General features: G+C 65.2%; 24 protein-coding genes and 1 riboswitch. Of the genes, 7 read left to right on the forward strand and 17 right to left on the reverse strand.

The features are described from left to right. Positions 1 to 15: 15 nt before the first annotated feature. The gene (locus tag AC56KZ_RS04690) at positions 16 to 210 is read right to left on the reverse strand and encodes a DUF1059 domain-containing protein (protein WP_497160956.1); all 195 of its coding nucleotides are present in this window, start codon (positions 208 to 210) and stop codon (positions 16 to 18) included. Between the two features lie 113 nt (positions 211 to 323). Between AC56KZ_RS04690 and AC56KZ_RS04695 the strand changes: the two genes are divergently transcribed. Then, complete coding sequence (locus AC56KZ_RS04695; RefSeq protein ID WP_497160957.1) at positions 324 to 839, forward strand: DsbA family protein; 516 nt, start codon at positions 324 to 326, stop codon at positions 837 to 839. 30 nt (positions 840 to 869) lie between these two features. Here AC56KZ_RS04695 and AC56KZ_RS04700 read toward each other — a convergent pair whose 3' ends face one another. The 7 genes from AC56KZ_RS04700 to AC56KZ_RS04730 all read right to left on the reverse strand — a co-directional run bounded on the left by AC56KZ_RS04700 (position 870) and on the right by AC56KZ_RS04730 (position 7,117). Beyond that, entirely contained in the window at positions 870 to 3,062 is a 2,193-nt protein-coding gene (locus AC56KZ_RS04700; RefSeq protein ID WP_497160958.1) for a sodium-translocating pyrophosphatase, read from the reverse strand. Between the two features lie 157 nt (positions 3,063 to 3,219). Next, entirely contained in the window at positions 3,220 to 3,876 is a 657-nt protein-coding gene (gene adk / locus AC56KZ_RS04705; protein ID WP_497160959.1) for an adenylate kinase, read from the reverse strand. A 182-nt stretch (positions 3,877 to 4,058) separates the two neighbouring features. Continuing rightward, positions 4,059 to 4,811, reverse strand: coding sequence for a 3-deoxy-manno-octulosonate cytidylyltransferase (kdsB, locus tag AC56KZ_RS04710; RefSeq protein WP_497160960.1), 753 nt, complete (start codon positions 4,809 to 4,811; stop codon positions 4,059 to 4,061). Positions 4,812 to 4,813: 2 nt separating this feature from the next. Next, positions 4,814 to 4,984, reverse strand: coding sequence for a Trm112 family protein (locus AC56KZ_RS04715; protein WP_497160961.1), 171 nt, complete (start codon positions 4,982 to 4,984; stop codon positions 4,814 to 4,816). Next, the gene (gene lpxK, locus AC56KZ_RS04720; protein WP_497160962.1) at positions 4,965 to 6,011 is read right to left on the reverse strand and encodes a tetraacyldisaccharide 4'-kinase; all 1,047 of its coding nucleotides are present in this window, start codon (positions 6,009 to 6,011) and stop codon (positions 4,965 to 4,967) included. The genes AC56KZ_RS04715 and lpxK overlap by 20 nt, the downstream gene beginning before the upstream one ends. 57 nt (positions 6,012 to 6,068) lie before the next feature. Further along, positions 6,069 to 6,509 (reverse strand): ExbD/TolR family protein, encoded by a 441-nt coding sequence (locus tag AC56KZ_RS04725; RefSeq protein WP_497161214.1) that lies wholly within the window; start codon positions 6,507 to 6,509, stop codon positions 6,069 to 6,071. Further along, positions 6,509 to 7,117: a MotA/TolQ/ExbB proton channel family protein gene (locus AC56KZ_RS04730; RefSeq protein ID WP_497160963.1), complete on the reverse strand. Its 609-nt coding sequence runs from the start codon at positions 7,115 to 7,117 to the stop codon at positions 6,509 to 6,511. Before AC56KZ_RS04730 ends, AC56KZ_RS04725 begins: the two co-directional genes overlap by 1 nt. Positions 7,118 to 7,999: 882 nt before the next feature. On the opposite strand from AC56KZ_RS04730, the gene xseA reads away from it, so the two are divergent. The 4 genes from xseA to AC56KZ_RS04750 all read left to right on the forward strand — a co-directional run bounded on the left by xseA (position 8,000) and on the right by AC56KZ_RS04750 (position 12,681). After that, entirely contained in the window at positions 8,000 to 9,373 is a 1,374-nt protein-coding gene (gene xseA / locus AC56KZ_RS04735) for an exodeoxyribonuclease VII large subunit (RefSeq protein WP_497160964.1), read from the forward strand. A gap of 119 nt (positions 9,374 to 9,492) precedes the next feature. Further along, positions 9,493 to 10,071, forward strand: a complete 579-nt coding sequence (locus tag AC56KZ_RS04740) for a superoxide dismutase (protein ID WP_497160965.1) — start codon at positions 9,493 to 9,495, stop codon at positions 10,069 to 10,071. A gap of 112 nt (positions 10,072 to 10,183) precedes the next feature. Beyond that, positions 10,184 to 11,881: a hypothetical protein gene (locus AC56KZ_RS04745; RefSeq protein WP_497160966.1), complete on the forward strand. Its 1,698-nt coding sequence runs from the start codon at positions 10,184 to 10,186 to the stop codon at positions 11,879 to 11,881. A 113-nt stretch (positions 11,882 to 11,994) separates the two neighbouring features. Beyond that, positions 11,995 to 12,681, forward strand: a complete 687-nt coding sequence (locus AC56KZ_RS04750; RefSeq protein ID WP_497160967.1) for a response regulator — start codon at positions 11,995 to 11,997, stop codon at positions 12,679 to 12,681. A gap of 3 nt (positions 12,682 to 12,684) precedes the next feature. Here the strand turns inward: AC56KZ_RS04750 and AC56KZ_RS04755 are convergent, their stop codons facing one another. Both AC56KZ_RS04755 and AC56KZ_RS04760 read right to left on the reverse strand, forming a co-directional pair. Beyond that, the gene (locus AC56KZ_RS04755) at positions 12,685 to 13,383 is read right to left on the reverse strand and encodes a hypothetical protein (RefSeq protein ID WP_497160968.1); all 699 of its coding nucleotides are present in this window, start codon (positions 13,381 to 13,383) and stop codon (positions 12,685 to 12,687) included. Between the two features lie 14 nt (positions 13,384 to 13,397). Continuing rightward, positions 13,398 to 14,291, reverse strand: coding sequence for a MipA/OmpV family protein (locus AC56KZ_RS04760; RefSeq protein WP_497160969.1), 894 nt, complete (start codon positions 14,289 to 14,291; stop codon positions 13,398 to 13,400). Positions 14,292 to 14,621: 330 nt separating this feature from the next. Between AC56KZ_RS04760 and AC56KZ_RS04765 the strand changes: the two genes are divergently transcribed. Next, positions 14,622 to 15,923: an ATP-binding protein gene (locus AC56KZ_RS04765; RefSeq protein WP_497160970.1), complete on the forward strand. Its 1,302-nt coding sequence runs from the start codon at positions 14,622 to 14,624 to the stop codon at positions 15,921 to 15,923. A gap of 2 nt (positions 15,924 to 15,925) precedes the next feature. Here AC56KZ_RS04765 and AC56KZ_RS04770 read toward each other — a convergent pair whose 3' ends face one another. From AC56KZ_RS04770 to AC56KZ_RS04795, 6 genes are all read right to left on the reverse strand, one after another. Then, a complete protein-coding gene (locus AC56KZ_RS04770) occupies positions 15,926 to 16,243 on the reverse strand; it encodes a hypothetical protein (protein WP_497160971.1) in 318 nt (105 codons plus the stop codon). Beyond that, positions 16,240 to 16,905: a thiol:disulfide interchange protein DsbA/DsbL gene (locus AC56KZ_RS04775; protein ID WP_497160972.1), complete on the reverse strand. Its 666-nt coding sequence runs from the start codon at positions 16,903 to 16,905 to the stop codon at positions 16,240 to 16,242. Before AC56KZ_RS04775 ends, AC56KZ_RS04770 begins: the two co-directional genes overlap by 4 nt. A gap of 116 nt (positions 16,906 to 17,021) precedes the next feature. After that, the gene (locus AC56KZ_RS04780; protein ID WP_497160973.1) at positions 17,022 to 17,903 is read right to left on the reverse strand and encodes a cobalamin-binding protein; all 882 of its coding nucleotides are present in this window, start codon (positions 17,901 to 17,903) and stop codon (positions 17,022 to 17,024) included. Continuing rightward, the gene (locus AC56KZ_RS04785) at positions 17,900 to 18,703 is read right to left on the reverse strand and encodes an ABC transporter ATP-binding protein (protein ID WP_497160974.1); all 804 of its coding nucleotides are present in this window, start codon (positions 18,701 to 18,703) and stop codon (positions 17,900 to 17,902) included. Before AC56KZ_RS04785 ends, AC56KZ_RS04780 begins: the two co-directional genes overlap by 4 nt. Then, positions 18,700 to 19,749, reverse strand: coding sequence for a FecCD family ABC transporter permease (locus AC56KZ_RS04790; protein ID WP_497160975.1), 1,050 nt, complete (start codon positions 19,747 to 19,749; stop codon positions 18,700 to 18,702). The genes AC56KZ_RS04785 and AC56KZ_RS04790 overlap by 4 nt, the downstream gene beginning before the upstream one ends. A gap of 4 nt (positions 19,750 to 19,753) precedes the next feature. Then, the gene (locus AC56KZ_RS04795; RefSeq protein ID WP_497160976.1) at positions 19,754 to 21,730 is read right to left on the reverse strand and encodes a TonB-dependent receptor; all 1,977 of its coding nucleotides are present in this window, start codon (positions 21,728 to 21,730) and stop codon (positions 19,754 to 19,756) included. A gap of 74 nt (positions 21,731 to 21,804) precedes the next feature. Beyond that, positions 21,805 to 22,035, reverse strand: a riboswitch (cobalamin riboswitch). An 83-nt stretch (positions 22,036 to 22,118) separates the two neighbouring features. Between AC56KZ_RS04795 and AC56KZ_RS04800 the strand changes: the two genes are divergently transcribed. Further along, positions 22,119 to 22,934, forward strand: a complete 816-nt coding sequence (locus AC56KZ_RS04800; RefSeq protein ID WP_497160977.1) for a DODA-type extradiol aromatic ring-opening family dioxygenase — start codon at positions 22,119 to 22,121, stop codon at positions 22,932 to 22,934. A 10-nt stretch (positions 22,935 to 22,944) separates the two neighbouring features. Here AC56KZ_RS04800 and ylqF read toward each other — a convergent pair whose 3' ends face one another. Further along, a complete protein-coding gene (gene ylqF, locus AC56KZ_RS04805; RefSeq protein ID WP_497160978.1) occupies positions 22,945 to 23,880 on the reverse strand; it encodes a ribosome biogenesis GTPase YlqF in 936 nt (311 codons plus the stop codon). Positions 23,881 to 24,038: the final 158 nt, after the last annotated feature.

Here is a 24,038-nt window from a genome sequence, read left to right on the forward strand (position 1 = left end):
GCCCTTGCCGGCCCTTCACTCCGGAGGACGGCCGTCGTGCATGATGCCTTTCAATTCCTGGCGAAATTCCGGCGTGTCGCGCTGTTGGTGGACACTGACCGCATGCTGTACAGCGACCTCCATCAGTTCCTGTTCGCTGTCGGCCGCAATCGTCACCGAGCAGTTGGTGTCGCTCGGAAACTCGCGGCAATCAATGTACTTGCGTGCCATGATGACCTCCTCAAATGCGGCGTCCATGCCTCCAGTGTAGGCATGCGCCGTGCATCTTCAAGCGAACAAAACGAAGGATCGGAGGAACGATGGACGACCGTACGACAGAGCGAATGGGAATCGAAGAGAACGATCACGTGCGCGGCAAGCGCGAAGCGCAGGTGGTCCTGATCGAATACGCGGACTTTGCCTGCCCCTACTGCGCGCGCGCCCACAAGGCGGTCACAAGCCTGCAGCACGAGCTTGGTGAGCGCCTGACGCTGGTCTACCGGCACCTGCCCCTGCATGCGCTGCATCCGCTGGCCCAGCCGGCGGCCGAAGCGGCCGAGGCCGCGGGCGCGCAAGGCAAGTTCTGGGAAATGCACGACGCCCTGTTCGAAAACCAGGACATGCTCGATGAAGAGGCCTTGCCGGCGCTGGCCGCCGGGCTCGGACTCGACGCCGAGCGCTTTCGCAGCGAGTGTGATGGCGGCCGGCACCGCGCACGGGTTGCGGCCGACCTCACGCAGGCGCATGCGCTCGGGGCACGCGGCACGCCCACCTTCTTCATCAACGGCGAGCGCTACCACGGCGATTCGGACCACGCCTCGCTGGCGGCGGCAGTCAGGCAGGCGCTGAACGGCGCCTGAGCCGCCCGGCGCAGTAGGCCAGGAGCAGCGCTAGCGCTGCGCCGCCCCCCGGTCGATCGCCACGGTCGTCGCCGCCGTTGACGCGCCCGCGGGTGCGAGCGGTGCAGCGGCGGGATGGGCGACCCGGTGCGCGGGCCGCTTGAGCTGGGCGATTTGCGGCTCCGACATCGAGATCCAGCCGGCCGCCGGCAACAGCGGCACCATCAGCAGCGCGACGATGTTGATGATCTTGATGAGCGGATTCACCGCCGGGCCGGCCGTGTCCTTGTAGGGGTCGCCGACCGTGTCGCCGGTGACGGCCGCCTTGTGCGTGTCCGAGCCCTTGCCGCCGAAATGGCCGTCCTCGATGTATTTCTTGGCGTTGTCCCAGGCGCCGCCGCCAGTGGTCATGGAAATGGCGACGAACAGGCCGGTGATGATGGTGCCCATCAGCAGGCCGCCCAGCGCCGCCGGGCCGAGCAGCATGCCGACCGCGATCGGCACCACCACCGGCAGCAGCGAGGGAATCACCATCTCGCGGATCGCCGACGCGGTCAGCATGTCGACCGCCTTGTGGTATTCGGGTTTCGCGGTACCGGCCATGATGCCGGGGATGTCGCGGAACTGGCGCCGCACCTCGACCACGACAGCACCGGCGGCGCGTCCGACCGCCTCCATCGCCATCGCCCCGAACAGGTAGGGAATCAGGCCGCCGATGAACAGGCCGACAATCACCATCGGGTTCGACAGCTCGAACACGATCGACTTGCCGACCGAATCGAGCGCATGGGTGTAGTCGGCGAACAGCACCAGCGCCGCCAGGCCGGCCGAACCGATGGCATAGCCCTTGGTCACGGCCTTGGTGGTGTTGCCGACGGCGTCGAGCGGATCGGTGATGGCGCGCACCGCGTCCGGCATGCCGGCCATTTCGGCGATGCCGCCGGCGTTGTCGGTGATCGGGCCGTAGGCGTCGAGCGCGACGACGATGCCGGCCATCGACAGCATCGAAGTCGCCGCGATCGCGATGCCGTACAGGTGGCCGAGCTGGTAGGCCACCAGGATCGCGATGCAGACCGCCAGCACCGGATAGGCGGTGGACTTCATCGACACGCCCAGGCCGGCGATGATGTTGGTGCCGTGGCCGGTGGTGGAAGCCTGGGCGATGTGGCGCACCGGCTTGAAGTCGGTGCCGGTGTAGTACTCGGTGATGTAGACCATCAGTCCGGTGAGCACGATGCCGACGATCGAGCAGCCGAGCATGGCGGTGCGCATGGCCGGGTCCTGCCAGACCATCCAGGTGACGGCGATGAAGCCCAGCAGCGACAGCCCGGCCGCCCACCACAGGCCCGTGTACAGCGCCGACATGATCTTGCGGCCCGGGCGGGCGCGCACCATCGAGCAGCCGACGATCGAACCGATGATCGACACCGCGCCCAGCAGCAGCGGATACAGCATCGCCTCGCCGACGCTGTCGCTTACTACCAGCGCGCCCAGCAGCATGGTCGCGATCAGGGTGACGACATAGGTTTCGAACAGGTCGGCCGCCATGCCGGCGCAGTCGCCGACGTTGTCGCCCACGTTGTCGGCGATGACGGCCGGGTTGCGCGGGTCGTCCTCGGGAATGCCGGCTTCGACCTTGCCCACCAGGTCGGCGCCGACGTCGGCCCCTTTCGTGAAGATGCCGCCGCCCAGGCGCGCGAAGATCGATATCAGGGAGGCGCCGAAGGCCAGGCCGATGAGCGGCTCGATGACGTCGTGGCGGGTCTGGGCCGCGCCGCCGTTGCCGCCCGCGTTCGCGGTCAGGTACCAGTAGAACAGCGTCACTCCGAGCAGGCCCAGGCCGACCACCAGCATGCCGGTGATCGCCCCGCCCTTGAAGGCGACCTTCAGCGCCTCGTTCATGCCGGTCGCGGCGGCTTGGGCGGTGCGCACGTTGGCGCGTACCGAGACGTTCATGCCGATGAAACCGCAGGCCCCCGACAGCACGGCGCCGGCAAAGAAGCCGAGCGCGGTCAGGGGTCCGAGCAGCGCGTAGATGACGACGAGCAGCACGAGGCCGACGATGCCGATGGTGCGGTACTGGCGTCCCAGATAGGCGCTGGCGCCCTCCTGGATGGCCTGCGCGATCTCCTGCATGCGCGCGTTGCCGGGATCCTGGCGCAGGATCCAGGCCCGCGCCCACAGCCCGTAGACGACCGCGATGACGCCGCATGCCACGGCAAACATCAGATAGTTTGCTGCCATTTCGTCCCCTTAGATTTTTTAATCAAATATCACAACAACACAACGAAAGACGCTTCACCGGACCGGCGAAAGGTCTGCCTCACTGCGTACTGCACATCTTTGATAATCTGTACGACCGGGCCGAAAAAAAAGCGGACATCGCTGTCCGCTCCTGGCTTTATTCCGACAGTGCGGCGAATGCCGCGTCGCGTACCTGCTCGACAGGTCCCACGCCCGTGATCTTGCGATACTTCGGGGCGCCGGGCAGGCCCGACTGGGCCCAGTTATTGTAGTAACCAAGCAGCACTTCGGTCTGGTTATGGTAGACCGACAGGCGCTTCATGACGGTTTCTTCCTTGTCGTCGTCGCGCTGGACGAGCGGCTCGCCGGTGAGGTCGTCGATGTCGGCGACCTTCGGCGGGTTGAACTTGGTGTGGTACACGCGGCCCGAGCCGGGGTGCGTGCGGCGGCCGCTCATGCGCTCGACGATCATGTCGTCAGGCACGTCGATTTCCAGGACATAGTCGACATTGATGCCGTTGTCCTTCATGGCGTCGGCCTGCGCGACGGTGCGCGGGAAACCATCGAACAGGTAGCCGTTGGCGCAATCGGCCTGCTGCAGGCGATCCTTTACCAGGCCGATCATGATGTCGTCCGACACCAGGCCGCCCGCGTCCATTACTTTTTTCGCCGCCATGCCCATCTCGGTGCCGGCCTTGATCGCGGCACGCAGCATGTCGCCGGTGGAGATCTGCGGGATATTGTATTTTTCCTTGATGAAGTTAGCCTGGGTGCCTTTGCCGGCGCCAGGCGCTCCTAACAGAATGAGACGCATGAAGAATTCCTAGACAAATGTTAAAAATTGTTATTGTGTTGGCAAAGATGTGTGAATGATGCATATCTGACTAGCTTGGTACGAAACTTACCACAAAACTAAGCCTCAACACCAATCCCGGCGGGTGCCAGCGCAGTTTCTTGATCTAGCGCAGAAGGTCTCTGAAGCAATTTCCACACAGATCAAGACACGTAATGCAATTGCACTCTGGCCAGATCTTCCGGTGTATCGACGCCACCCGGCGGCGCGTCCCGGGTGACGTGGACTGCGATCGGATAGCCATGCCACAGGACACGCAGTTGTTCGAGTGCCTCGACCTGCTCGAGCGGCGCCGGCGCCAGGCCGGGATAGGCCTGCAGGAAGTCGTTCGAATACGCGTACAGGCCAATATGGCGCAGCGGCGCATAGCCCGGCGGCAAGGTAGCGGTGGAAGCGGCAAAGGCATCCCGATGCCAGGGAATGGTCGCGCGCGAAAAATACAGCGCCCTGCCCGCCTGGTCGAGGACGACCTTGACCACGTTCGGGTTGAACACGTCCGCCACGGAATCGATCGGATGGGCGCAGGTCGCCATCGGCACGCCGGGCTTGACCTGGGCGGCGCAGGCTGCCAGCAGGGCCGGGTCGATCAGCGGCTCGTCGCCCTGCAGGTTGACGACGATGTCGTCACCGGCCAGTCCCAGCGCGCGCGCCACTTCGGCGATACGGTCGGTGCCGGACGGATGGTCGGCGCGGGTCATGCGGGCATCGATGCCATGCGCGGCGCAGGCAGCCAGGATGTCGGCGTGGTCGGTGGCGACGACAATGCGCGCCGCACCCGAGTCGCGTGCACGTTCGGCCACGCGCACCACCATCGGTTTGCCGCCAAGGTCGGCCAGGGGCTTGTTCGGCAGCCGGGTCGAGGCCAGGCGGGCCGGGATGATGACCGTAAAACCCATGTTCAGACCGCTTCGATCTTGCGTGCCTGGTCGGCCCACATGATCGGGATGCCGTCGCGGATCGGGTAGGCCAGGCGGTCGGGGCGGCAAGTGAGTTCCTGCGCCTTCTTGTCGAATTCGAGCGGTCCCTTGCACAGCGGGCAGACCAGGATATCAAGCAGGCGAGCGTCCACGACATTTCTCCACAATGTGTTCGGCCAGCGCCGCATCGATGCGCGCCGTGACCGGGACCACCCACAGCCGTGGATCGTCCTTCAGGTTTTCAAGTTGCCCACATTTTACTGCATCCTTCTCGGTGATCAGGATGACATCGGCCTCGATCGATGCGAAAGGGTTGTCGCGGAAATCGTAGTGGTCCGGCAAGGGCAACTCGGCAAACGCCAGGCCGCCGGCTTTCAACAGGGCGAAAAACCGGCCCGGATTGCCGATCCCGGCCGCCGCCAGCACCCGCTGCCCGGCAAACGCGGCCAGCGGCCGGCGCTGGCCGGGCTCGCCCAGGCGCTCGGCGTAGTCGCCAAGCAGCTCCATGCGAAACGGCTTCCCGCCGACGGCCTGCACCAGCGCCGGCGTCAGCTGCGGCGCGTTGACAACCGTGAAGTCGCGGCGGCGCGCCGGCGTTTCGCGCAAGGGGCCGGCCGGCAACAGCCAGCCGTTGCCGACGCCACGGCCGTCGAACAGCACGATTTCGATGTCGCGCGCCAGCGCGTAATGCTGCAGCCCGTCGTCGGTGATGATCACGTTCACCTCCGGGTGGCTGGCCAGGAGCGCCCTGCCCGCCGCGACGCGATTTCTTCCCACCACCACCGGCACCCCGGCGCGGCGCGCGATCAGGAGCGGCTCGTCACCCACCTCGCCGGTATCGGAATCGAGGGTCACGGCGCGCGGCGCACCATTTTCTCCCTGGCTGTTGCCGCCGTGGCCGCGCGAAATCACGCCGGGGCGAAACCCGGCATCGCGCAGCGCCTGCGCCAGCCAGATCGTCAGCGGCGTCTTGCCAGTGCCGCCAATAAAAATATTGCCGACGACGATGACGGGAACCTGCAGGCGCCCGGCCTGCAGGACGCCTGCGCGGTACAGGCCCGCACGCAGCGCCGCCAGCGCCCGGAACACCAGGGATAGCGGCCACAAGGCGCAGGCGAGCGGGCCGCGGTGCAGCCAGGCGCGGGTCAGGCGGGTTTCGAGGGAATTGTTTTTCGACATGAAAGGAAGAGGCCTCAAGCGGGCGCGGACGCCGGCTTGAGGCGGCTCTTTCAAACCTTACTTCTTGCCGCCGGTCTGGGCGGCGAAGGTCAGCTTGTCGTAGCCGGCCACACGCGCCGCTTCCAGCACGTTGATCACCATCTGGTGCATCGCGAACTGGTCGGCGTTGACGATGACGACCGGGTCCGCCACTGGCCGGCCGTTGGGACCGCGGCTGGCGGCCGACTTCAGGTCGTCGGCCAGGCCGGCCACGCTGTTGAAGGCGACCGGCGTGTTGTTCACCGTGTAATTGCCCTTGGCGTCAATCGTAACGTTGATCTCGAAGGGCTTGTTCGTCACCTGGTCGGCGTCGGCCGTCGGCAGCGTGATCTGCAGCTCGGTGAACTTGCTGTAGGTGGTCGACACCATCAGGAAGATGAGGACCACCAGCAGCACGTCGATGAAGGGGATCAGGTTGATCTCCGGATCCTCGCGCTTGCGGCCGCGGCGGAAATCCATCATTTGCGCGCCCCGTGGACGACGTCGACGAATTTCACGGCCTGCTGCTCCATGTCGATGATGTAACTGTCGACCAGGGCGCGGAAGTGGCGGAAGGCGACCAGCGCCGGCATGGCGACGGCCAGGCCGAAACCGGTGTTATACAAGGCCACCGAGATGCCGTGCGCGAGCTGGGCCGGGTTGGCGCCGCCGGTGGCGTTCTGCGAGCCGAAGATCTCGATCATGCCGACCACCGTGCCGAACAGGCCCATCAGCGGCGCGAGCGTGGCAATGGTGCCGAGCGTGGTGAGGAAGCGTTCGAGCACGTGGGCGACGCCGCGGCCGGCTTCTTCGATCGACTCCTTCATCACGTCGCGCGGCGCGTCGACGTTGCGCAGGGCCGCAGCCAGCACGGTGCCGAGCGGCGAATTCTGCTCGAGCGTCTGGATGATGTCGGGAGTGACCTTGTTGTTCCGATGCACCTGGATGACTTCGCCGAGCAATTGCTTCGGCAAGATTTTTTCGCGGCGCAGATAAATCAGGCGTTCGATGATCAAGGCAAGGGCGACGATCGAGGCAATCAACAACGGCCAGATGGGCCAGCCTGCAGCTTGAAGAATGGCGAGCAAGAGAACTCCTGAAAAATAGAGAAATACAGAAACAAACGAATGCGGCAATGTAGCAAGTTGCCAGCGATGCGGCAAGTATAGTTCTGCACAAGTTCTGTGGATAAAATTGTGCGCAAGACCCTGTATGCATGCCGAGTCCCTTGTTTATTAAGGATATTTTTCCTCTGCGCAAGAAACCAGCACGGGGGCAAGTCCGGCGATCAAGGCAACAAGAGCATCCGTCCATGTTTCCCACATTTACTGTGGATAAAATTGTGTGCAAGCGCAGGCGCCGGGACCTAAGTGTCTGTTTCTAATCATGAAACTTATCCTGGCGCAAAATTGAGCAATATCAACATAATGCTGAATTCTCGCGCTTTAGTCCGCTTCCCCTTGCCTGAGACCGTCTCGCGTTGCGGAGAGACGTGCTATGCACACGATCTGTGGAAAAGAATGTGCGCAAGCCGCCCCGACACTTCTCAAGTGCTTGATTTTAAATCCTTTACTTTCGCCGCCCTGTTTTTAGGCAGGCACGGCCTTGTCCACAGAACAGCGACTTGTGCGCCGTGGTTGTTAGGAATCGTCCTACTCTGCACATAAATTGTGGAGAACAATGTGTGCAAGCCTACTGTTTTACTCGCAAGTCATTGATTCTAAAACGAGTAGCAGCATGGCCTGTTTTTTAGGCAAAGTCATGTCGGATCATTCCGAGTTCCCCACATATTTTGTGGATAACATTGTGCTCAAGTGCAAGCGGGCTGGACTAACCCATTGATTTAAAACAATTCTCTATCACCTGCCAGCAAAAAAGGCGGTCCGAGGATGAGAACGATTTGTTTCGAAACTCCTTGTCGTAACAGCACAGGTATGCCATAAACTCCCCGCTTACGTTGTGGACACGCCATGCTGAACTATCCCGAATCCAATTCCGACTCCGACTCCGCTTATTCTCCGCCCCCAGTCCTGACCGTCACCGCACTTAACGGCCAGGTAGCGCGCCTGCTCGAACGCTCCTTCCCGCTGGTCTGGATCGGCGGCGAAATCTCGAACTTCACCCGCGCCAGCTCCGGCCACTGGTATTTCACGCTGAAGGACGATGCCGCGCAGGTGCGCTCGGTCATGTTCCGCAGCCGCGCCCAGTACGCCGGCTTCGTGCCGCGCGAAGGCGACAAGGTCGAGGTGCGCGCGCTCGTCACGCTGTATGGCGCGCGCGGCGATTACCAGATCAACGTCGAAACGATGCGGCGCGCCGGCGTCGGCGCCCTGTATGAAGCCTTCCTGCGCCTGAAGGAAAAACTGTCCAGCCAGGGCCTGTTCGATGCCGACCGCAAGCGTCCCCTGCCCCTGTTCACGCGCAGCATCGGCATCGTCACCAGTCCGCAAGCCGCGGCGCTGCGCGACATCCTGACGGCCTTGCAGCGGCGCGCGCCGCACGTTCGCATCGTGCTGTATCCGGCGCCCGTGCAAGGGCAATTTTCTGCTGACAAGATCGCCGAAGCCATCCATACCGCGTCCCGCCGCGCCGAAGTCGACGTGCTGCTGGTCTGCCGCGGCGGCGGCTCGATCGAAGACCTGTGGTCCTTCAATGAAGAAGTCGTGGCGCGCGCAATCGCCGCCTGCAGCATGCCGGTGATTGCCGGCGTCGGCCACGAAACCGACGTCACGATTGCCGACTTCGCCGCAGACATGCGCGCCGCCACCCCGACCGCGGCGGCCGAACTGGCCGCCACCCCGCGCGAGGACTGGATGGGCTCGCTTGCGGCCGACGCCACCGACCTGCACCGTGCGATGCGGCGCCAGCTGTCGGAAGCGAGCCAGGGCCTCGACAACTATAGCCGCCGCCTGCTCAGCCCGACGGCGCAGATCGCGCACCAGCGCCTGAAACTGCGCGGCATGGCTGCCGGGCTGACGCACGCGGTGCGCGTCCCGTTCGGGCGTGGGGGCATGCTGCTGGCGCAACTCCAGCAGCGCTGGGCGCGCCACCGCCCCGACCTGCGCACTCTGCGCGCCCAGATCGTGTCGGAACAGCGCCACCTGAACGCAAGCGTCTGCACCCTGGTCAAACAGCGGCGCGATGCGCTTGGCGCGCTGGCCTCTCAGCTGGAACTGCTCAACCCGCAGCGCACGCTCGAGCGCGGCTATGCGATCGTGAGCGATGCCGCCGGCCATGCACTGCGCGCGCCGGGCGAGATCAAGGCGCGCCAGGTGCTCACCGTGCGCCTGGCCGAAGGCAGCGCCGAGGTGAAGGTATCGAGCGTGCAGGCCAGGCTGGAATAGGCTGGCGCCTGCATTCGAGAGCAAACAAGCAAGTCCTGCCCATCCACGCTAAAATATGCGCCACTAAAGACGCATCGAACCCGATTCGACCAGTTTCCAACCAATCAAAGGAATAAGACATGGAACATACTCTGCCACCGCTGCCGTACGCGAAAGACGCACTCCAGCCGCACATCTCCGCCGAGACGCTGGAATACCACTACGGCAAGCACCACGCGACCTATGTCACGAACCTGAACAACCTGATCAAGGGCACCGAGTTCGAGAACATGTCCCTGGAAGAAATCGTCAAGAAATCCTCGGGCGGCGTCTTCAACAATTCGGCGCAAGTCTGGAACCACACCTTCTTCTGGAACTGCATGAGCCCGAACGGCGGCGGCGCGCCAACCGGACAGGTCGCCGAGGCGATCAACGCAAAATGGGGCTCCTTCGACAAGTTCAAGGAAGAGTTCTCGAAGTCGGCACTCGGCAACTTCGGTTCCGGCTGGACCTGGCTGGTGCAAAAGGCCGACGGCGGCGTCGACATCGTCAACACCTCGAACGCGCACACCCCGCTGGCCTCCGACGACAAGGCCCTGCTGACCTGCGACGTCTGGGAGCACGCCTACTACATCGACTACCGCAACGCCCGCGCCAAGTTCGTGGAAGCGTTCTGGAACCTGGTCAACTGGGAATTTGTGAACAAGAACATGGCCTAAGCCGGTTCTGCGTTCGCGCAAGATCCGCTTCGGCGGATTTTTTTTCGCCTGATCGAAAAAAGATGAAAGAAAGCAAATAAAATGCTTACCGTTAGTAACTTAATTGAACAACATGAAAGTCTTCCCGACTAAGGCTGTCGCTGGCCTCGTTCTGTCGATCCTGCTCGCCGCCTGCGGCGGCGGCGGGGGCGGCGACGATGCATCGCGCACGCTTCCGGTCGCGGCGGTGCCGGCCCCGGCGCCTGCGCCCGCCCCGGCTCCGACGCCCGTGCCGGCGCCAGCGCCAGCTCCCGCACCCGCACCTGCCCCCATCGTTGCGCCGGCCCCTGCCCCTGTGCCGCCGCCTGCGCCGGGCCCCGTGCTGAAGTATCCGATCCCTGCCACGCTCTGGTCAGCGCCGTCCGGCGCGACGCCGGCGACCGGGAACTACGTCTACCTGCAGAGCGATTCGGGCGACTATATCGGCGTCGGCCGCACCTACAATTACGCGGACACGAATGCGCTGATCACGCTGGGCGCCACCACGCTCGGACTGACGGTCGACGTCAAAGGCAACCAGAACTGGAGCGGGCGCTTCCTGCTGCCTGGCGCGGCCGGCAAGCTGCAGGCCGGCTATTTCACGGACCTGACGCGCACGCCTTTTGCCGATCCGTCGGTCGGCGGTATCGAATGGAGCGGCGAAGGACGCGGCTGCAACACGCTCAAGGGCTGGGTAGCGATCGACAAGATCGAGCTGACGAATGGGGCGATCACGGCGCTCGACCTGCGTTTCGAGCAGCATTGCGAAGGCATGACGGCCGCGCTGCGCGGACAGATCCACTGGACCCGCGCGAATGCCGACAGCGTCCAGCTCCCCGGTCCCGCCCCGATTCCCGCGGGACTATGGCAGCCGGGCGCGGGCATCATGCCGGTTGCCGGCAACTACCTCTACCTCGAAGGGCGCAGCGGCGATTACATCAGCGGGGGCCGCAGCTATGCCTATACCAACGCCAATACCATCTTCACCCTGAAACCCGCAGGCAGCCGGCTCGAGGTGATCGTGGCGAGCGACGAGGATTGGCATGGCAACTTCCAGGGCATGCAGGGCTTGTCGCAGCTTGCGGTCGGCTATTACGGCAACCTGCAGCGCTACCCTTTCCACAACGCCGTCTTCGGGGGGCTGAGCTGGGGCGGCGAGGGGCGCGGTTGCAACCAGCTGAGCGGCTGGTTCGCCATCGATAAAATCACCTACAGCGGGACGACCTTGAGCGAGATCGACCTGCGTTTCGAGCAGTATTGCGACGGCAACCAGGTTCCGTTGCGCGGCAAGCTGCACTGGACCGCAACGGACACGACGCGTGCGGACGGGCCGCAGCCGCTTACGGCCAGCCTGTGGTCGCCCGGACCGGCGTTCGTGCCACCGGCCGGCAACTACGTCTATCTCGTCAGCGACCAGGGCGACTATATCGGCCAGGGGCGCACGCAACTGCTGACGCAGGCGAATGCGAATTTCGTGGTCGACGCCGGCCTCACCGCCGCCCTGCGCATCAAGGCTGGCGACTGGAACGGCGACTTCCTCGGCATGAATTCGCTGTCCCAGCTGCAGCCGGGCCTGTACGCGGGCTTGCAGCGCTACCCCTTCCATAATGCGGTCATCGGGGGAATGGACTGGGACGGAGAAGGTCGCGGGTGCAACAAGCTGAGCGGCTGGTTTGCGGTCGACAAGGTCAGCTATTCGCTCGGACAGCTGACCGCCATCGACCTGCGTTTCGAGCAGCGTTGCGACGGCGCGAGCGCTGCACTGCGCGGGGTGATCCACTGGGCGAAATGAGCGCGGATTCCCGCGCTTCCATTTGTCCAGAAAATGTATCCATCTGTCGCCACAGTGTAGTAATCGCGCCCCTACCCGATTGCATCTATACAATATCGGGTGAGGAGAAACGCATGTACCGAGTATTACTGGTGGAAGACGACGCGCGCCTGGCCGAACTCGTCACGGAATACCTGTCGAACTACGAATTTGCTGTCGACACCGTCGCGCGCGGGGACCAGGCGCTGGCGCGCTTCCAGGCCTTTGCGCCGGATATCGTCGTGCTCGACCTGATGCTGCCCGGCATGGATGGGATGGTGGTGTGCCGCCAGATCCGTGAACTGTCCGAAGTGCCGATCCTGATCCTGACGGCGCGCGAGGATTCCTACGACGAGGTGTCCGGCCTCGAGCAGGGCGCGGACGACTTCGTCAACAAGCCGGTGCAGCCGCGCGTCCTGCTGGCGCGCCTGCGCGCCCTGCTGCGCCGCACCCAGCCGAGGAGCGCGCCCGACAGTGGCGAACTCGTCTTCGGCGCGCTGCGCATCGTCGGCGCCGACCGTACCGTATTCTGGCGCGACGAACTTTGCGTGCTGAGCAATACCGAATACAAGCTGCTGCTGGTGCTGGCCGAGGCCGCCGGCCGCGTGCTCTCGCGCGACGAACTGCTGAAGAAAATGCGCGGCATCGAATTCGACGGCCTGGACCGCAGCATCGACAACTGCATTTCCAAGCTGCGCCGCAAGTTCGACGACGCCAAGTCGGAGAAGATCAAGACGGTCTGGGGGGAAGGCTACCTGTTCTCGCCGTCGGCCTGGGCTTAGACCCTATTCGAACAGCGGCACGATCGCCAGCGGCGGATTCGCGGTAATCAACTGCCCGCGCTCGGCGCCCTTGAAACGGTAGAGCACCGTCGGGAAGCTGTCATCCGCATCCCCCTGAAAGGCGACGCCGCCGCTGACCGCCAGCGCAAGGTCGCTGCCGTCGGCGCGCTGCAGGCGTACGCCGGCCTCCCCTGCCCGCTTGGCGAACACGAAGCGCACGCCGCTGCACTGGCGGTTGCGCAGCGAGCCGTCGCCGTAGCGCGCAAAACCGAGGGCCTGCTCGCAGGCGGTGCGCAGCTCGGCATCCTCGTAGACGCCGTCGGCCTGGAGCGCGATCGAAATGCGCGGGCGCACCGTGAAGCTGCCGATCTTGCGGCTGAGCACGAGGGCGGCGTTTTCGTCGTAGGCCGCTTTCAACAAGGGGAAAGCGGTGCGCCCGAGCGGGTCGAGCGGCAAATTCACCTGGTTGGTCTTGCCGGCCAGCGTCAGTTGCAGGGTATCGAAGGGGGTGCCGCGGTCCTGGGGCGCGACTTGCAGCTGGCTTTGCAGATGGGTTTTCGGCCCGCCGTATTTTTCGAAGACGACCATCGCCCGGTAGGCGTCGCGATAACTCATCCACTCGCCGGCGCGTACCTGCACGCTGGCGCTGGACGCGGCCAGCGACAGGGCGCAACAGGTGGTGAAGCGGCGGGTGGCGGACATCCTCAAGGCCATCGTCAGAAGCGCCAGGCAATCGCGGTCGAGACCGCGAGGTTGGTCGGCCGCTCGACCAGGGGGCTGCGGCGGGCGTCGCCCTGCAGGCGGCTTGCCTGGGCCTGGGAGGTGAGCACCCAGCCCGGCGCCAGCGCCAGGTTCCAGCGCGCGCGCAGGTGCAGGTCCTTCAGGCCGCCGGCGGGGGCATATGCTGCATTACCGCTGTTCATGCTCTCGTCCTCGCTGACGCCGAAAAACGCCGTGTTATGGCTGCGGTTGACCACGGTAAGCCCTGCCGCCAGCGTCACCCGGTGCCGGGCGCCGACCTGGATCGCCAGGCGCTGCACGCCGAGCTCGAAGCGGGCGCCGTGGCGCGCGTTGCCGGCGCCATACAGTGTGCTGCTGGTCAGGCGCCATTGCGGGCTCAGGTACAGGTTCAGGAAGCCGCCGGCCTGCAGGCGGGTGCGGATCTCGTTCATGCCGGCAAGCCGGTTGTGCGGGAAGGCCCCGGCAAATCCTGTCGGCAGTTTCGCCGCGAACAGGTCCGGCTCGTCCTGCAGGCTGATGCCCGTGTCCTCGATGCCGCCCACGGCGACGCCCTCACCGCCATCGTCGCGGCGGCGCTGCACTTCGATCAGCGGACCGAACTCGACTCGCGGGCTCGACGCCAGGTGGATGCCGGCACTCAAGCCCGACACGAAGACGCCATTACTCCACTGGAACTGAAAGGCCGGCAGCACCTGGCGCTTGCGCGCCGACCCGCCCTCGTAGCGCGGCATCGAGGCCAGGCCCAGCCCGACATACATGTCATGGCTGCCGTCCGGCATCGGATTGGCCGCCGGCGTCTGTGCCAGCGCGGCGCAGGGCAGCGCGGCGCAGAGCAACAAGGCACAGATGGAGGCGGAAAGCTTGGTCATGGTCGGGGTAGCGAAAACGCAGGTGACACTATTTTACGTTGAGGCAAGCCCAGTTCCAAATCTCCTTGCAGCGCTGTTGTGCCAGCGGCAGAAATAAAAAAGCCCATCGACACTCGCATGTCGATAGGGCAAACGGAAAAGTGACATAACACCATCCAGAACATCTTATCCCGCGGAAAAATTCCAATCCCACATCAGATGTAGACGAATTGTCGTGAATTTGTAATAACCGATATAAAGTTTGCGCTAGTACAATGCAGCTATGCGAAGAATGGTGCTGCTCAAGCTGATAAGACATGATGGCCAGGGGCTGGCGGCGGGAGCCTCCGCGTGAACCGGATTTTCTTCCGTTTCTTCACCCTGGTGATGCTGTCGATCACTGCCGCCACCTTCGTCATCTATTTCGCCATGAGCCGCCTGTTCGGCGACCCGCTCGACGACATCGCGCGGCGCCAGGCCTCGGCCCAGATCTTCCTGATCGAGCAATACGTCGACGAGGCGCCGCTGGATGAATGGCTGGTTCGCCTGAACCGCGTGCGCGAAGTGTCCGACACCCGCTTCGACCTGATCATGCTTAACAAGGCGCGCTCGCTGCTGCCGGCCACCAGCCTGGGCGCGCTCGATCGCGGCGAAGTCGTGCTCGACGTCGACGGCAAGGCCTTCTTTCGCCGCGTCGACCTGAAGGGCGAGCGCTACATCGGCAGCGAGGCGGAAGTCATCTACGCCCAGGACTTGCCGATCGATATCAGCCTGGCGCTGCAGATGGAGGTGGTGCGCTACGTGATCGTGGCGCTGGCGCTGCTGCTGCCGATCCTGCTGTGGTCGCGCTCGCACTGGCAGGGCCTGCAGTCGCTCTCGCGCGTGGCCGACGAGTTTGGCGCCGGCAAGCTGTCGGCACGGGCGCGCATGCAGGCCTCGAGCAGCATCTATCCGCTGGCCGAGCGCATCGACCACATGGCCGACCGCATCGAGGAGCTGCTGACGTCGCAAAAGAACCTGTTGCATTCGGTGTCGCACGAGCTGCGCACGCCGATCGCCCGCCTCGAGTTTGCCTTCGAACTGCTCGATGCCAAAGCGAGCGACCCGGCGCTCAAGGAACGCATCGCGGCGATGGAAGGCGATTTGTCGGAACTCAATATGTTGGTCAACGAGTTGCTCGGCATGGCGCGCCTCGACAGCGGCCAGCCCTTGCAGCGCCAGGCGGTCGACCTGGTCTCCCTGATCGACACGGTGGAAAGTGCACTGCCCCCCGGCACGGCGGTGCTGGCCATCGATTGTTCGATGGATCTCGGGTCGATCGAGGCCGATCCGCGCCTGCTGGGCCGTGCGCTGTCGAATTTGCTGCGCAATGCCCAGAAATACGCGACCGGCACGATCCACGTCCTGGCGCGCCGCGACAATGGATGGGTCACGATTGCGGTCGAGGACGACGGACCGGGCATTCCTGAAGAGGAGCGCGAGCGCATTTTCGAGCCGTTCTACCGGCTCGACCGCAGCCGCGACCGCAGCACCGGCGGCTTCGGGCTGGGCCTGTCGATCGTGCGCAAGGCGGTGGTCTTGCACGGGGGGAGCGTGCAGGTAGAAGCGTCGAACCTGGGCGGGGCAAGCTTCGTGGTGCGCTTGCCCGTCTGAGCTTATTTATCGACTTCCGGCCTGGGGTGGGTGAAGCCGTACCACAGGTGTTCCCACCAGTAGTCGCGCGAGCGCACGGTGTACAGGCAGGTCTTGTCGACGCCGCTCTTGAACACCGGGTCGGGACATTTGTTCGTCAGCAGCGCATGACGCTGGTTTTCGGCATTCACGAGCACGATGCAGAGCCAGATCACGAGGCCGGCCAGGACGACGACAAGCGACCAGGCCAGGTGGTTCACATGGCTGGTCTCGAACAAGTCCTCTTCACGAGGTCGGGCGCCCTCGTACATCTGGAGGACCTTGCGTTCTACATCGCTCATTTCGTTGCTGCCGCCTTTGCCACGAGTGCGTCGAGAACCTGGAAGTGGGCCTGCAAGACCTGGTTGTTATCCCGAAGCTTGAGCTTGTCGGCGACCAGGCCCGGCGAGGTCTGGTATTTGCCGTCGACCACGATTGTCGGGGTGCCGCTGACCTGGTAGGCCTGCTGCACTTGCGGCAGGCGGCGCAGCTTGGTCATGACGCCGAACGAATTCCAGACCGACAGGAACTTGGCGCGGTCGATGCCGTTCTTCGACACCCAGTCGATGATCTCCGCGTCTTTCAGGAGACGCACGCGCTGGACGTGGGTCGCATGGAAGACCTTGGCGTGCATGTCGCCCAGGCGGCCCATGGCTTCGAGCGTCAGGTACAGGTGCGCTTCCGGATCGGCTGCGCCCTGGAAAGGCAGGTGGACGCGGCGCAGGACGATCTTGTCACCCTGCTTTTTGACCCATTCGTTCAGGGCCGGTTCCACCATATTGCATGCCGGGCAGTGATAAGCGAAGAATTCGATGACTTCGACCTTCTTGCCGACGGCCTGGACCGGCTGCGGCGCCGACAGCGTCACGTACTCGACCCCGCTTTGCGGATTGGTAGGCGAGGCAAAAGCGGTGCTGGCGACCAGGCTGGCGGCGACGAGGGCGAAACGCAGGGAGCGGCGCATAAAATTCCTTGATGTTTGAAAGTGGAGAAAACGACGCGAGATTACCACTTTTTCGGCCGGCCTTCGGGGCGTGGGCCGTTTTTTTGCAATTGCTTACGCCTGTAACGCTTTGCCTCTTACTTCAAGGGACGCCGTGCGCGCGCCATTTCCAGGCGCTCGCACAGGTGCGCCGCGCCATGCACGACACGCGGTCCGGCCCGGGTCAGCAATTCCGAGTCCAGGGAAAATACATTGCTGCGCTTGACCGCCGTCATGCTGTGATAAGGCCGCCAGATTGCCAGTCCGCGGTCCTGCGGCGTATACGAATCGCCGCCAACGATGGCCTCCGGATTGCGCTGCACCACGGCCTCGATGCCGACCTGGGGCGCAATCGTTTTCATGTCTTCAAAAATATTTTTACCGCCACAGAGCCGGATTGCATCGCTGGCGATCTGCTGGCCGTTGATGGTGTACAGCGGCTGGTCCCAGACCTGGTAGAACACCGTGACGGGCGCACGCCGGCCGTATTGGGCCCGCAGCGCGGCGACCTGGCCGCGAAACTGCGTCGCCGCCCTGGCGGCGGCCGCATCGGTGCCAAGCAGCCGGCCGAAGCGCGTCAGGCTGTCGGCCACCATCTCGAAGCTGCGCGGCTCGCTGTGGAAGACGGGAATGCCCAGGCCCTGCAGCTGGGCCAGCTGGCGCGCGGTGTTGCCGCTTTGCCAGACGATGAGCAGGTCGGGCTTCATCGCGATCACGCGTTCGAGGTCGATCTGGCTGTTGGAACCGATCAGCGGGATCTTGCGCGCGGCCTGGGGATAGTCGCTGTAGTTCATGGCGCCGACGATGCGCGCGCCGCCGCCGGCCGCGAACAGCAGTTCGGTCACGTGCGGCGACATCGAAATGACGCGCTTGGCCGGGCGCGCCAGGGTGACGCGGCGGCCGCTGTCGTCGACCACGGTGACGGCGGCATATGCATGCTGCATGAACAGCGCAAACAGGGCGAAGACGATGGCTTTCAAAGCATTCTCCGGACGGGGGTGAGGACTGTGGCAGTCGGCGTGTCGGGCAGGAAGATGATACGCCCCTCGTGCTCGATCGCGGCAATCGGGTGGCCGAGGCAGGCGCCGAGCAGGTCGGCGCGCATCACCTCGGCCACCGGGCCGGCGCGCCAGGCCCCGCCCTTGAGCAGCAGCAGCGCATGCGTGGCGCCGCTCCAGGCCAGGTTCAGGTCGTGGCCGACACTGACCACCGCCCTGCCCTCATCAAAGCACAGGCGCGCCAGCAGATCCGTCATCGCGACCTGGTGCGCCAGGTCGAGGGCATTCGCCGGTTCGTCGAGCAGCAGCAGCGGCGTGTCCTGGGCCAGCAAGGCGGCCAGCGCCACGCGCTGGCGCTCGCCGCCGGACAGGGTGCGTACGTCGCGCTCGGCCAGGTGCAGCACGTCGAGCATGCCCAGCGCCCGTTCGGCTGCCGCGTGGTCGTCGCTGCCTTCCCAGTAGCGGTCGGCGTGGTAGGGGTGGCGCGCCATCAGGACGGTTTCGATCACGCGGTAGGCGAAAGCGTCGCCGCGCGTTTGCGCCAGGTAGGCGCGTTCGCGCGCCAGCGCTACCAGCGGCCAGGCGGCGAGCGGTTTGCCTTGAATGGCCACGCTGCCGCCGTCGGGCGCGCGCAGGCCGGCGACGGTGCGCAGCAGCGTGCTTTTGCCGGCGCCGTTGGGACCGATCACGCACCAGCTTTCGCCGGCGTTCACGCGCCAGTCGAGGCCTTCGACGAGGGTGCGGCCGTCGGCGCGCAGCAGCAGATTCGAGGTTTCGATCATCGGCGGCGCAAGTGGAGTTGATGGAGCTGGAACAGGAACACCGGCACGCCGATCAGCGAGGTGAGCACGCCTACCGGCAGCTGCTGCGGCGCCAGCACGGTGCGCGCCAGGGTATCGGCCAGCACCAGGAAGCTGCCGCCCGCCAGTGCGGCAGCAGGCAATAATATGCGGTGATCCGGGCCGAAGGCATGGCGGCAGGCATGCGGCACCACCAGGCCGACGAAGCCGATGCTGCCGCCCGTGGTCACCGCGCAGGCCGTCAGCAGGCCGGAACACACAAACAGGAAACGGCGCTGCGCCGCCACATCGACCCCGAGGGTGACGGCGGCGTCGGTGTGCAGCGCCATGACGTTCAGGGCGCGCGCCCGGCGCAGGCCGAGCAGCAGCGCGGCGCCCAGCACGACCCAGGGCAGCAGGCGCCAGGAGCTGCCGGCCAGGTCGCCGATCATCCAGAACACCATGCCGCGCAGGCGCGACTCGGGCGCCACCGACAGCATCAGCGTGACCAGCGCCATGCAGGCCGAAGCCAGCACCACGCCGGTCAGCAGCAGCACGCCGGACTCGCCGCTGACCCCACTCCCGCGCATGCTGCTGCGCATGCCGCTCAAGTCGCGCCGCGCCAGCAGGTAGAGCAGCAGCGACACGCCGATCGCACCGGCGAAAGCGCCCAGGTCGACCAGCCACAGCGCCGCGCCGAACAGCAGCGCCGCCAGCGCCCCGACTGCGGCGCCGGCCGAGACCCCGAGTACATAGGGATCGGCCAGGGGATTGCGCACCAGCGCCTGCATCATGACCCCGGCCAGCGCCAGCGCCGCGCCGGTGACGAAAGCGCTGCTGGCGCGGCCCAGGCGCAGGTCGAGCAGGGTCGCCGCCATGCCGTCGGGCGTCCCCGCCAGCAGGCTGCCGAGCGCTCCCGGCAGCTCATGCAGCGGCAGCGGCACCGAGCCGGCGAGGCCGGCGATCGTCCAGGCCAGCAGTGCGCAAGCGCCCAGCAGCGCCAGCGTGGCATGCTGGCGTTGGCGAGGCTGGACAGGCAGCGCTTTCATGGCCTCAGAAGTCGTAGCGCGCCGACAGTTTCAGCTGCCGTCCGTCGCTCGGGTAGATGCCGGAGCGGCAGCCGAAAGCCTGGCTGAAGTACTGGCGATCCCCGAGGTTCAGGCCGATGGCCGCGAATTCCCAGGCGCCCACCTTGAACGCATAGCGCGCGTCGACCGTGGTGTAGGACGGGATGCGCGCGCCGCAGCTGTTGTCGAAGTCGCTGCCATAGCGCTGGCTCGACACATACTGGGCGCCGACGTCGACGCTGTGACCTGTGAAGCGGCCGGTCGGCAGCCAGGCCAGGCGCGCGGTGACGGCGTTCTTCGGCACCAGCACCATCTCGCGGCCGGCGTTCGGGCCGTCCGTGAACTCGGCTTTCACGTGCTGCACGTGGCCGGTGAGGCGGAGATCCGCCGGCAGCGCCAGCTGGCCATCGATCTCGACGCCCTGGCGGCGGGTCGGGTCGAGGTTGGTGTTGGCGCCGAAGCCGCCGGACACGGTCGGATCGAAGAAAATCTCGTCGCGCAGCCGGTGACGGAACACGCGCGCGGAGATGCGGCGCGCTTCGCTGCCGGCGGTGACGCCGAGCTCGAGGTCGCGCGAGGTCTGCACCTTGAGCACGGAGCTGCCCAGACGGTAACCGTTTTCGTCCACATTCGGTACGCGATAGCTGTGTCCCGCTTTCGCATGCACGGTCATGCCCGGCAGCGGATCGAGGCTGCCTTCGAGCGACCAGGTGTTCTGCGATTGCGCGCTGCTGTCGCGTTCGTCCATCTTGTCGAACTTTTCGTGGCGGGCGCCGGCTGCCAGGCGCGCATTCCAGGCATTGTTCCAGCGCAGTTCGTCGCGCAGGTAAAAAGCGCGCGAATCCTGGCTCGCCTCGCTCAGCGAAGGACCGAAGGCGCTGGCGATGGCATAGCGGCGCTCCCATTCCAGCAGGTCGACGCCGGCGACGAATTCGTTAAGCAACCCGCTCGTGCGCGCCAGGTGGCGCAGGCGCGGCGAAAACTGGGTCTGGCGGCTGCGGATGGCGACGTCGGTGTTGCCGAACACGGATTCGTAATGCGCCAGCGATTCGCGCTCGCGGTGCGACAGCTCGGCGGCCAGTTCGACGGCGCCGATGCGGTGCCCGAGCGAGAAGCTCAGGCGGTCGCTGGCCAGCGTGCCGAAGTCGTTCGGGGTCAAGCTCTGGCGTGGGTTGGCCTCGAACTCGGCCAGGTTGAGCGCACCGGGGAAGCGAGCATCCTGGCGCGCCGATTCGAGGCGCATGCCGAGGCGACTGCCGCCTTGCGTCCACTGCACCCCGCCGCTGACGGTCTTTTGGCGAAACTCGTTGTTCTCGCGGTAGTTATCGGTTCCCTGGTGGGCGGCGGCCAGGTCGAAGGAGAGCGCGCCTTGGCCGTGGCGCAGCGAAACGCGCGCGTCATGCTGGTCGAAGCGGCCGCCCTCGATGCTGGCCGAACCGTGGTAGCCGGTGTCGGCACTACGCCTGGTGACGATGTTGATCACGCCGCCGGTCGCGCCTTCGCCATACAGCACGCTGCTGCCGCCGCGCGCGATCTCGATGCGTTCGACGGTGTCGAGGGGGATCGTCGACAGCACGGTCCCCGCCAGTTCGTTCTCGTTCATGCGCACGCCGTCGACCAGGATCACCAGGTTCTGGCTGCTGTTGGCGCCGAAGCCGCGCAGGTCGAGGCCGAAGTCGGGCGAGCCGTCCAGGCTCTGGCGGCCGACCACGCCGCCGATCTTGCGGATCGCCGCGTTGACGTCGGTCACGCCGGCGCTGCGGATCTCGGCGGCGGTGATGACGGTGGCGCCCACCGGCGGCAGTGCGGCGTCGCTCGGGAAGCGCGCGCCAGTCACATGAACGGTGGGGATGGCCTGTTCCTGGGCGCTTGCGGCGCTGGCGAACAGGGAGAATGAAAATGCGCAGGCCAGCGCGAGCGGCTTGAGGGCCGGCGCGCTGTTCGAATCGACAGCAAAGCTCATGTTGTGGTTCTTAGAAAAAAGGTGCACCCGGCCTGCGTCCCCGCAAGCCGGATTCAACGGACGCCACCTGATTGGCGCGTCCCCCTGTCCTGGCCGGTATCCGGGCTAGCAAGTCAGACCGCTTCACCTTCCTATGCCGGGGCACAGTGGTGTTCGAAGCGGCCAGTCGCTGTTGTCAGCGACGCTTGTTTACCGTTGCGGGGGCAGCACACGTTGGCCAGGCGCCGAAGGCGCTGGGCGTCGTGTTTCCCGTTTAACTGCGTGCACAGACTGCGCACGCGGGCACCAGAACGGCGCCATTATAACCCTGACAAGGAAAATGCTCACCAGCGGGCGTCGAGGGCGTCCCTGGTTTACTATCGATGCTGACCAATTCGAGGAGCCCGCCATGTCCACACGCCTGCCCACCTATTTCGTCTCCCATGGCGGCGGCCCCTGGCCGTGGCTGAAAAACGAGATGGGTCCGGCTTACCAGACACTCGAAACCTCCCTGGTCGACATGCGGCGCCAGGTCGGCGAACGTCCAAAGGCGGTGCTGGTCGTGACCAGTCACTGGGAAACGCCGCGGTTCTCGGTGTCGTCCTCCAGCGCCCCCGGCATGATCTACGATTACGGCGGCTTTCCGCCGCATACCTACCAGATCCGTTACCCGGCGCCGGGCGACCCTGCCCTGGCTGCGCGCGTCGCCGCGCTGCTCGCCGGCGCCGGCCACCCGGCCGCGCTCGACCCGGAGCGCGGTTTCGACCACGGTACCTACTCGATGCTGTATCCGGTCTATCCCGAAGCGGACATGCCGGTCGTGCAGCTGTCGCTGCGCGCCGACCTCGATCCGCTGGCCCACATCGAGGCCGGCCGGGCGCTGGCGCCATTGCGCGAAGACGGCGTGCTGATCATCGGCAGCGGCCTGTCCTTCCATAACCTGCGCCAGTTCGGCGCCAGTGGACGGGAAGCCTCGCACGCCTTCGACGGCTGGCTGCAGCATACGCTGCTGGACCTGGCGCCAGGCGAACGCCAGGCCGCCCTGCTGCGCTGGGACGAGGCGCCGATGGCGCGCGCGGCGCACCCGCGCGAGGAGCACCTGCTGCCGTTGATGGTGGCGCTGGGGGCAGCCGAAAAAGAAAACGCGTCCTGCGTGTATCACGAGGACGCGTTCATGGGCAGTCTGGCCGTGTCAAGTTTCAGGTTCGGAAACGCGACGGGCTAGGCGCCCTGGATTACTCGGGTGCGGCCTGCGAATCGCGCTTGCCGCGCGCCGCTTCCTCGGCCTTTTTCGCTGCCTTTTCGGCGGCGAGGCGGGCTTTCTCTTCCACTTCGGCCCGGTGCGCAGCCAGGCGCAGGGCGCGGCTGTCGGGCGTTTCCAGGCTGATGCGCCCGATGGCGCCGCTGCGGTAGTCGTGCAGCAGCACGTGGGCCGCCTTTTCGACATCGAAGTCGCCGCCGCGCATCTTGAAGCCGCGCCGCGCGGCCACGGCCTCGACCACGCCGATGCCGTCCAGGCCCTCGGTCTTGAAGCCGTAACGCGCCGTCAGGAGCTGCGGATAGCGTTCGAGCAGTACGTCGCCCAGGAAGAAAGCCACTTCCTCTTCGATCAGGGCATTGGTGCCGATCGCATGGCTGGCGGCGAGCATCAGGCCGTCGCTCGGCATCTCGATCTTCGGCCACATCAGCCCCGGCGTATCGACCAGCACCGTGTGCTTGTCGAGGTAGAGCTTTTGCTGGACCTTGGTCACCGCCGGCTCGTCGCCGACCTTGGCCACCCGCTTTTTCAGCAGCGCGTTCATCAGCGTCGATTTGCCGACGTTCGGGATACCCATGATCATGATGCGCAGCGGCTTGGTCGGCACGCCGCGGTGCGGCGCGAGCGACAGCGCCAGCGCCGGAATGCGCGCCACTTCGAGCGGCTTCTTGGTCGACAGCGGATAAGCCGTCACGCCCGGCAGCGCGTCGTAATACGCCTTCCAGGCGCTGGTGGCGACGGGATCGGCGAGGTCGGTCTTGTTCAGGATTTTCAGGATCGGGCGCTGGCGGAACTTGCGCATGCGGTCGACCATCGGATTGCAGCTCGCCTCGGGCAGGCGCGCGTCGAGTACTTCGATCACCAGATCGATGAATTCCATTTGTTCTTCCGCCTGCTTCTTGGCGGAGTTCATGTGGCCTGGGAACCATTGTATCGACATGCTGTGCTTTCAAATTGGCGCGAACGAGGCGGTATTTTACGCGGCTATCGGACACGGCGTCCGGATGCGTTGTTGTAAAGTTTCCTCACGGAATTCTTTTGACTTGATTCGTTGCAATATCGAGTCAACCC

This window comes from Telluria sp. LT2P34 (assembly GCF_059685915.1).

What these genes read in the sequence shown, in the direction of transcription:
- AC56KZ_RS04770 (WP_497160971.1), bottom strand. Translation starts at nt 16,243, where the DNA reads ATGAGCGATGTAGAACGCAAGGTCCTCCAGATGTACGAGGGCGCCCGA.
- lpxK (WP_497160962.1), bottom strand. Translation starts at nt 6,011, where the DNA reads ATGTCGAAAAACAATTCCCTCGAAACCCGCCTGACCCGCGCCTGGCTG.
- AC56KZ_RS04700 (WP_497160958.1), bottom strand. Translation starts at nt 3,062, where the DNA reads ATGGCAGCAAACTATCTGATGTTTGCCGTGGCATGCGGCGTCATCGCG.
- AC56KZ_RS04740 (WP_497160965.1), top strand. Translation starts at nt 9,493, where the DNA reads ATGGAACATACTCTGCCACCGCTGCCGTACGCGAAAGACGCACTCCAG.
- xseA (WP_497160964.1), top strand. Translation starts at nt 8,000, where the DNA reads ATGCTGAACTATCCCGAATCCAATTCCGACTCCGACTCCGCTTATTCT.
- AC56KZ_RS04760 (WP_497160969.1), bottom strand. Translation starts at nt 14,291, where the DNA reads ATGACCAAGCTTTCCGCCTCCATCTGTGCCTTGTTGCTCTGCGCCGCG.
- AC56KZ_RS04745 (WP_497160966.1), top strand. Translation starts at nt 10,184, where the DNA reads ATGAAAGTCTTCCCGACTAAGGCTGTCGCTGGCCTCGTTCTGTCGATC.
- kdsB (WP_497160960.1), bottom strand. Translation starts at nt 4,811, where the DNA reads ATGGGTTTTACGGTCATCATCCCGGCCCGCCTGGCCTCGACCCGGCTG.
- ylqF (WP_497160978.1), bottom strand. Translation starts at nt 23,880, where the DNA reads ATGAACTCCGCCAAGAAGCAGGCGGAAGAACAAATGGAATTCATCGAT.
- AC56KZ_RS04800 (WP_497160977.1), top strand. Translation starts at nt 22,119, where the DNA reads ATGTCCACACGCCTGCCCACCTATTTCGTCTCCCATGGCGGCGGCCCC.
- AC56KZ_RS04750 (WP_497160967.1), top strand. Translation starts at nt 11,995, where the DNA reads ATGTACCGAGTATTACTGGTGGAAGACGACGCGCGCCTGGCCGAACTC.
- AC56KZ_RS04725 (WP_497161214.1), bottom strand. Translation starts at nt 6,509, where the DNA reads ATGGATTTCCGCCGCGGCCGCAAGCGCGAGGATCCGGAGATCAACCTG.
- AC56KZ_RS04785 (WP_497160974.1), bottom strand. Translation starts at nt 18,703, where the DNA reads ATGATCGAAACCTCGAATCTGCTGCTGCGCGCCGACGGCCGCACCCTC.
- AC56KZ_RS04755 (WP_497160968.1), bottom strand. Translation starts at nt 13,383, where the DNA reads ATGTCCGCCACCCGCCGCTTCACCACCTGTTGCGCCCTGTCGCTGGCC.
- AC56KZ_RS04690 (WP_497160956.1), bottom strand. Translation starts at nt 210, where the DNA reads ATGGCACGCAAGTACATTGATTGCCGCGAGTTTCCGAGCGACACCAAC.
- AC56KZ_RS04790 (WP_497160975.1), bottom strand. Translation starts at nt 19,749, where the DNA reads ATGAAAGCGCTGCCTGTCCAGCCTCGCCAACGCCAGCATGCCACGCTG.
- AC56KZ_RS04795 (WP_497160976.1), bottom strand. Translation starts at nt 21,730, where the DNA reads ATGAGCTTTGCTGTCGATTCGAACAGCGCGCCGGCCCTCAAGCCGCTC.
- AC56KZ_RS04775 (WP_497160972.1), bottom strand. Translation starts at nt 16,905, where the DNA reads ATGCGCCGCTCCCTGCGTTTCGCCCTCGTCGCCGCCAGCCTGGTCGCC.
- adk (WP_497160959.1), bottom strand. Translation starts at nt 3,876, where the DNA reads ATGCGTCTCATTCTGTTAGGAGCGCCTGGCGCCGGCAAAGGCACCCAG.
- AC56KZ_RS04695 (WP_497160957.1), top strand. Translation starts at nt 324, where the DNA reads ATGGGAATCGAAGAGAACGATCACGTGCGCGGCAAGCGCGAAGCGCAG.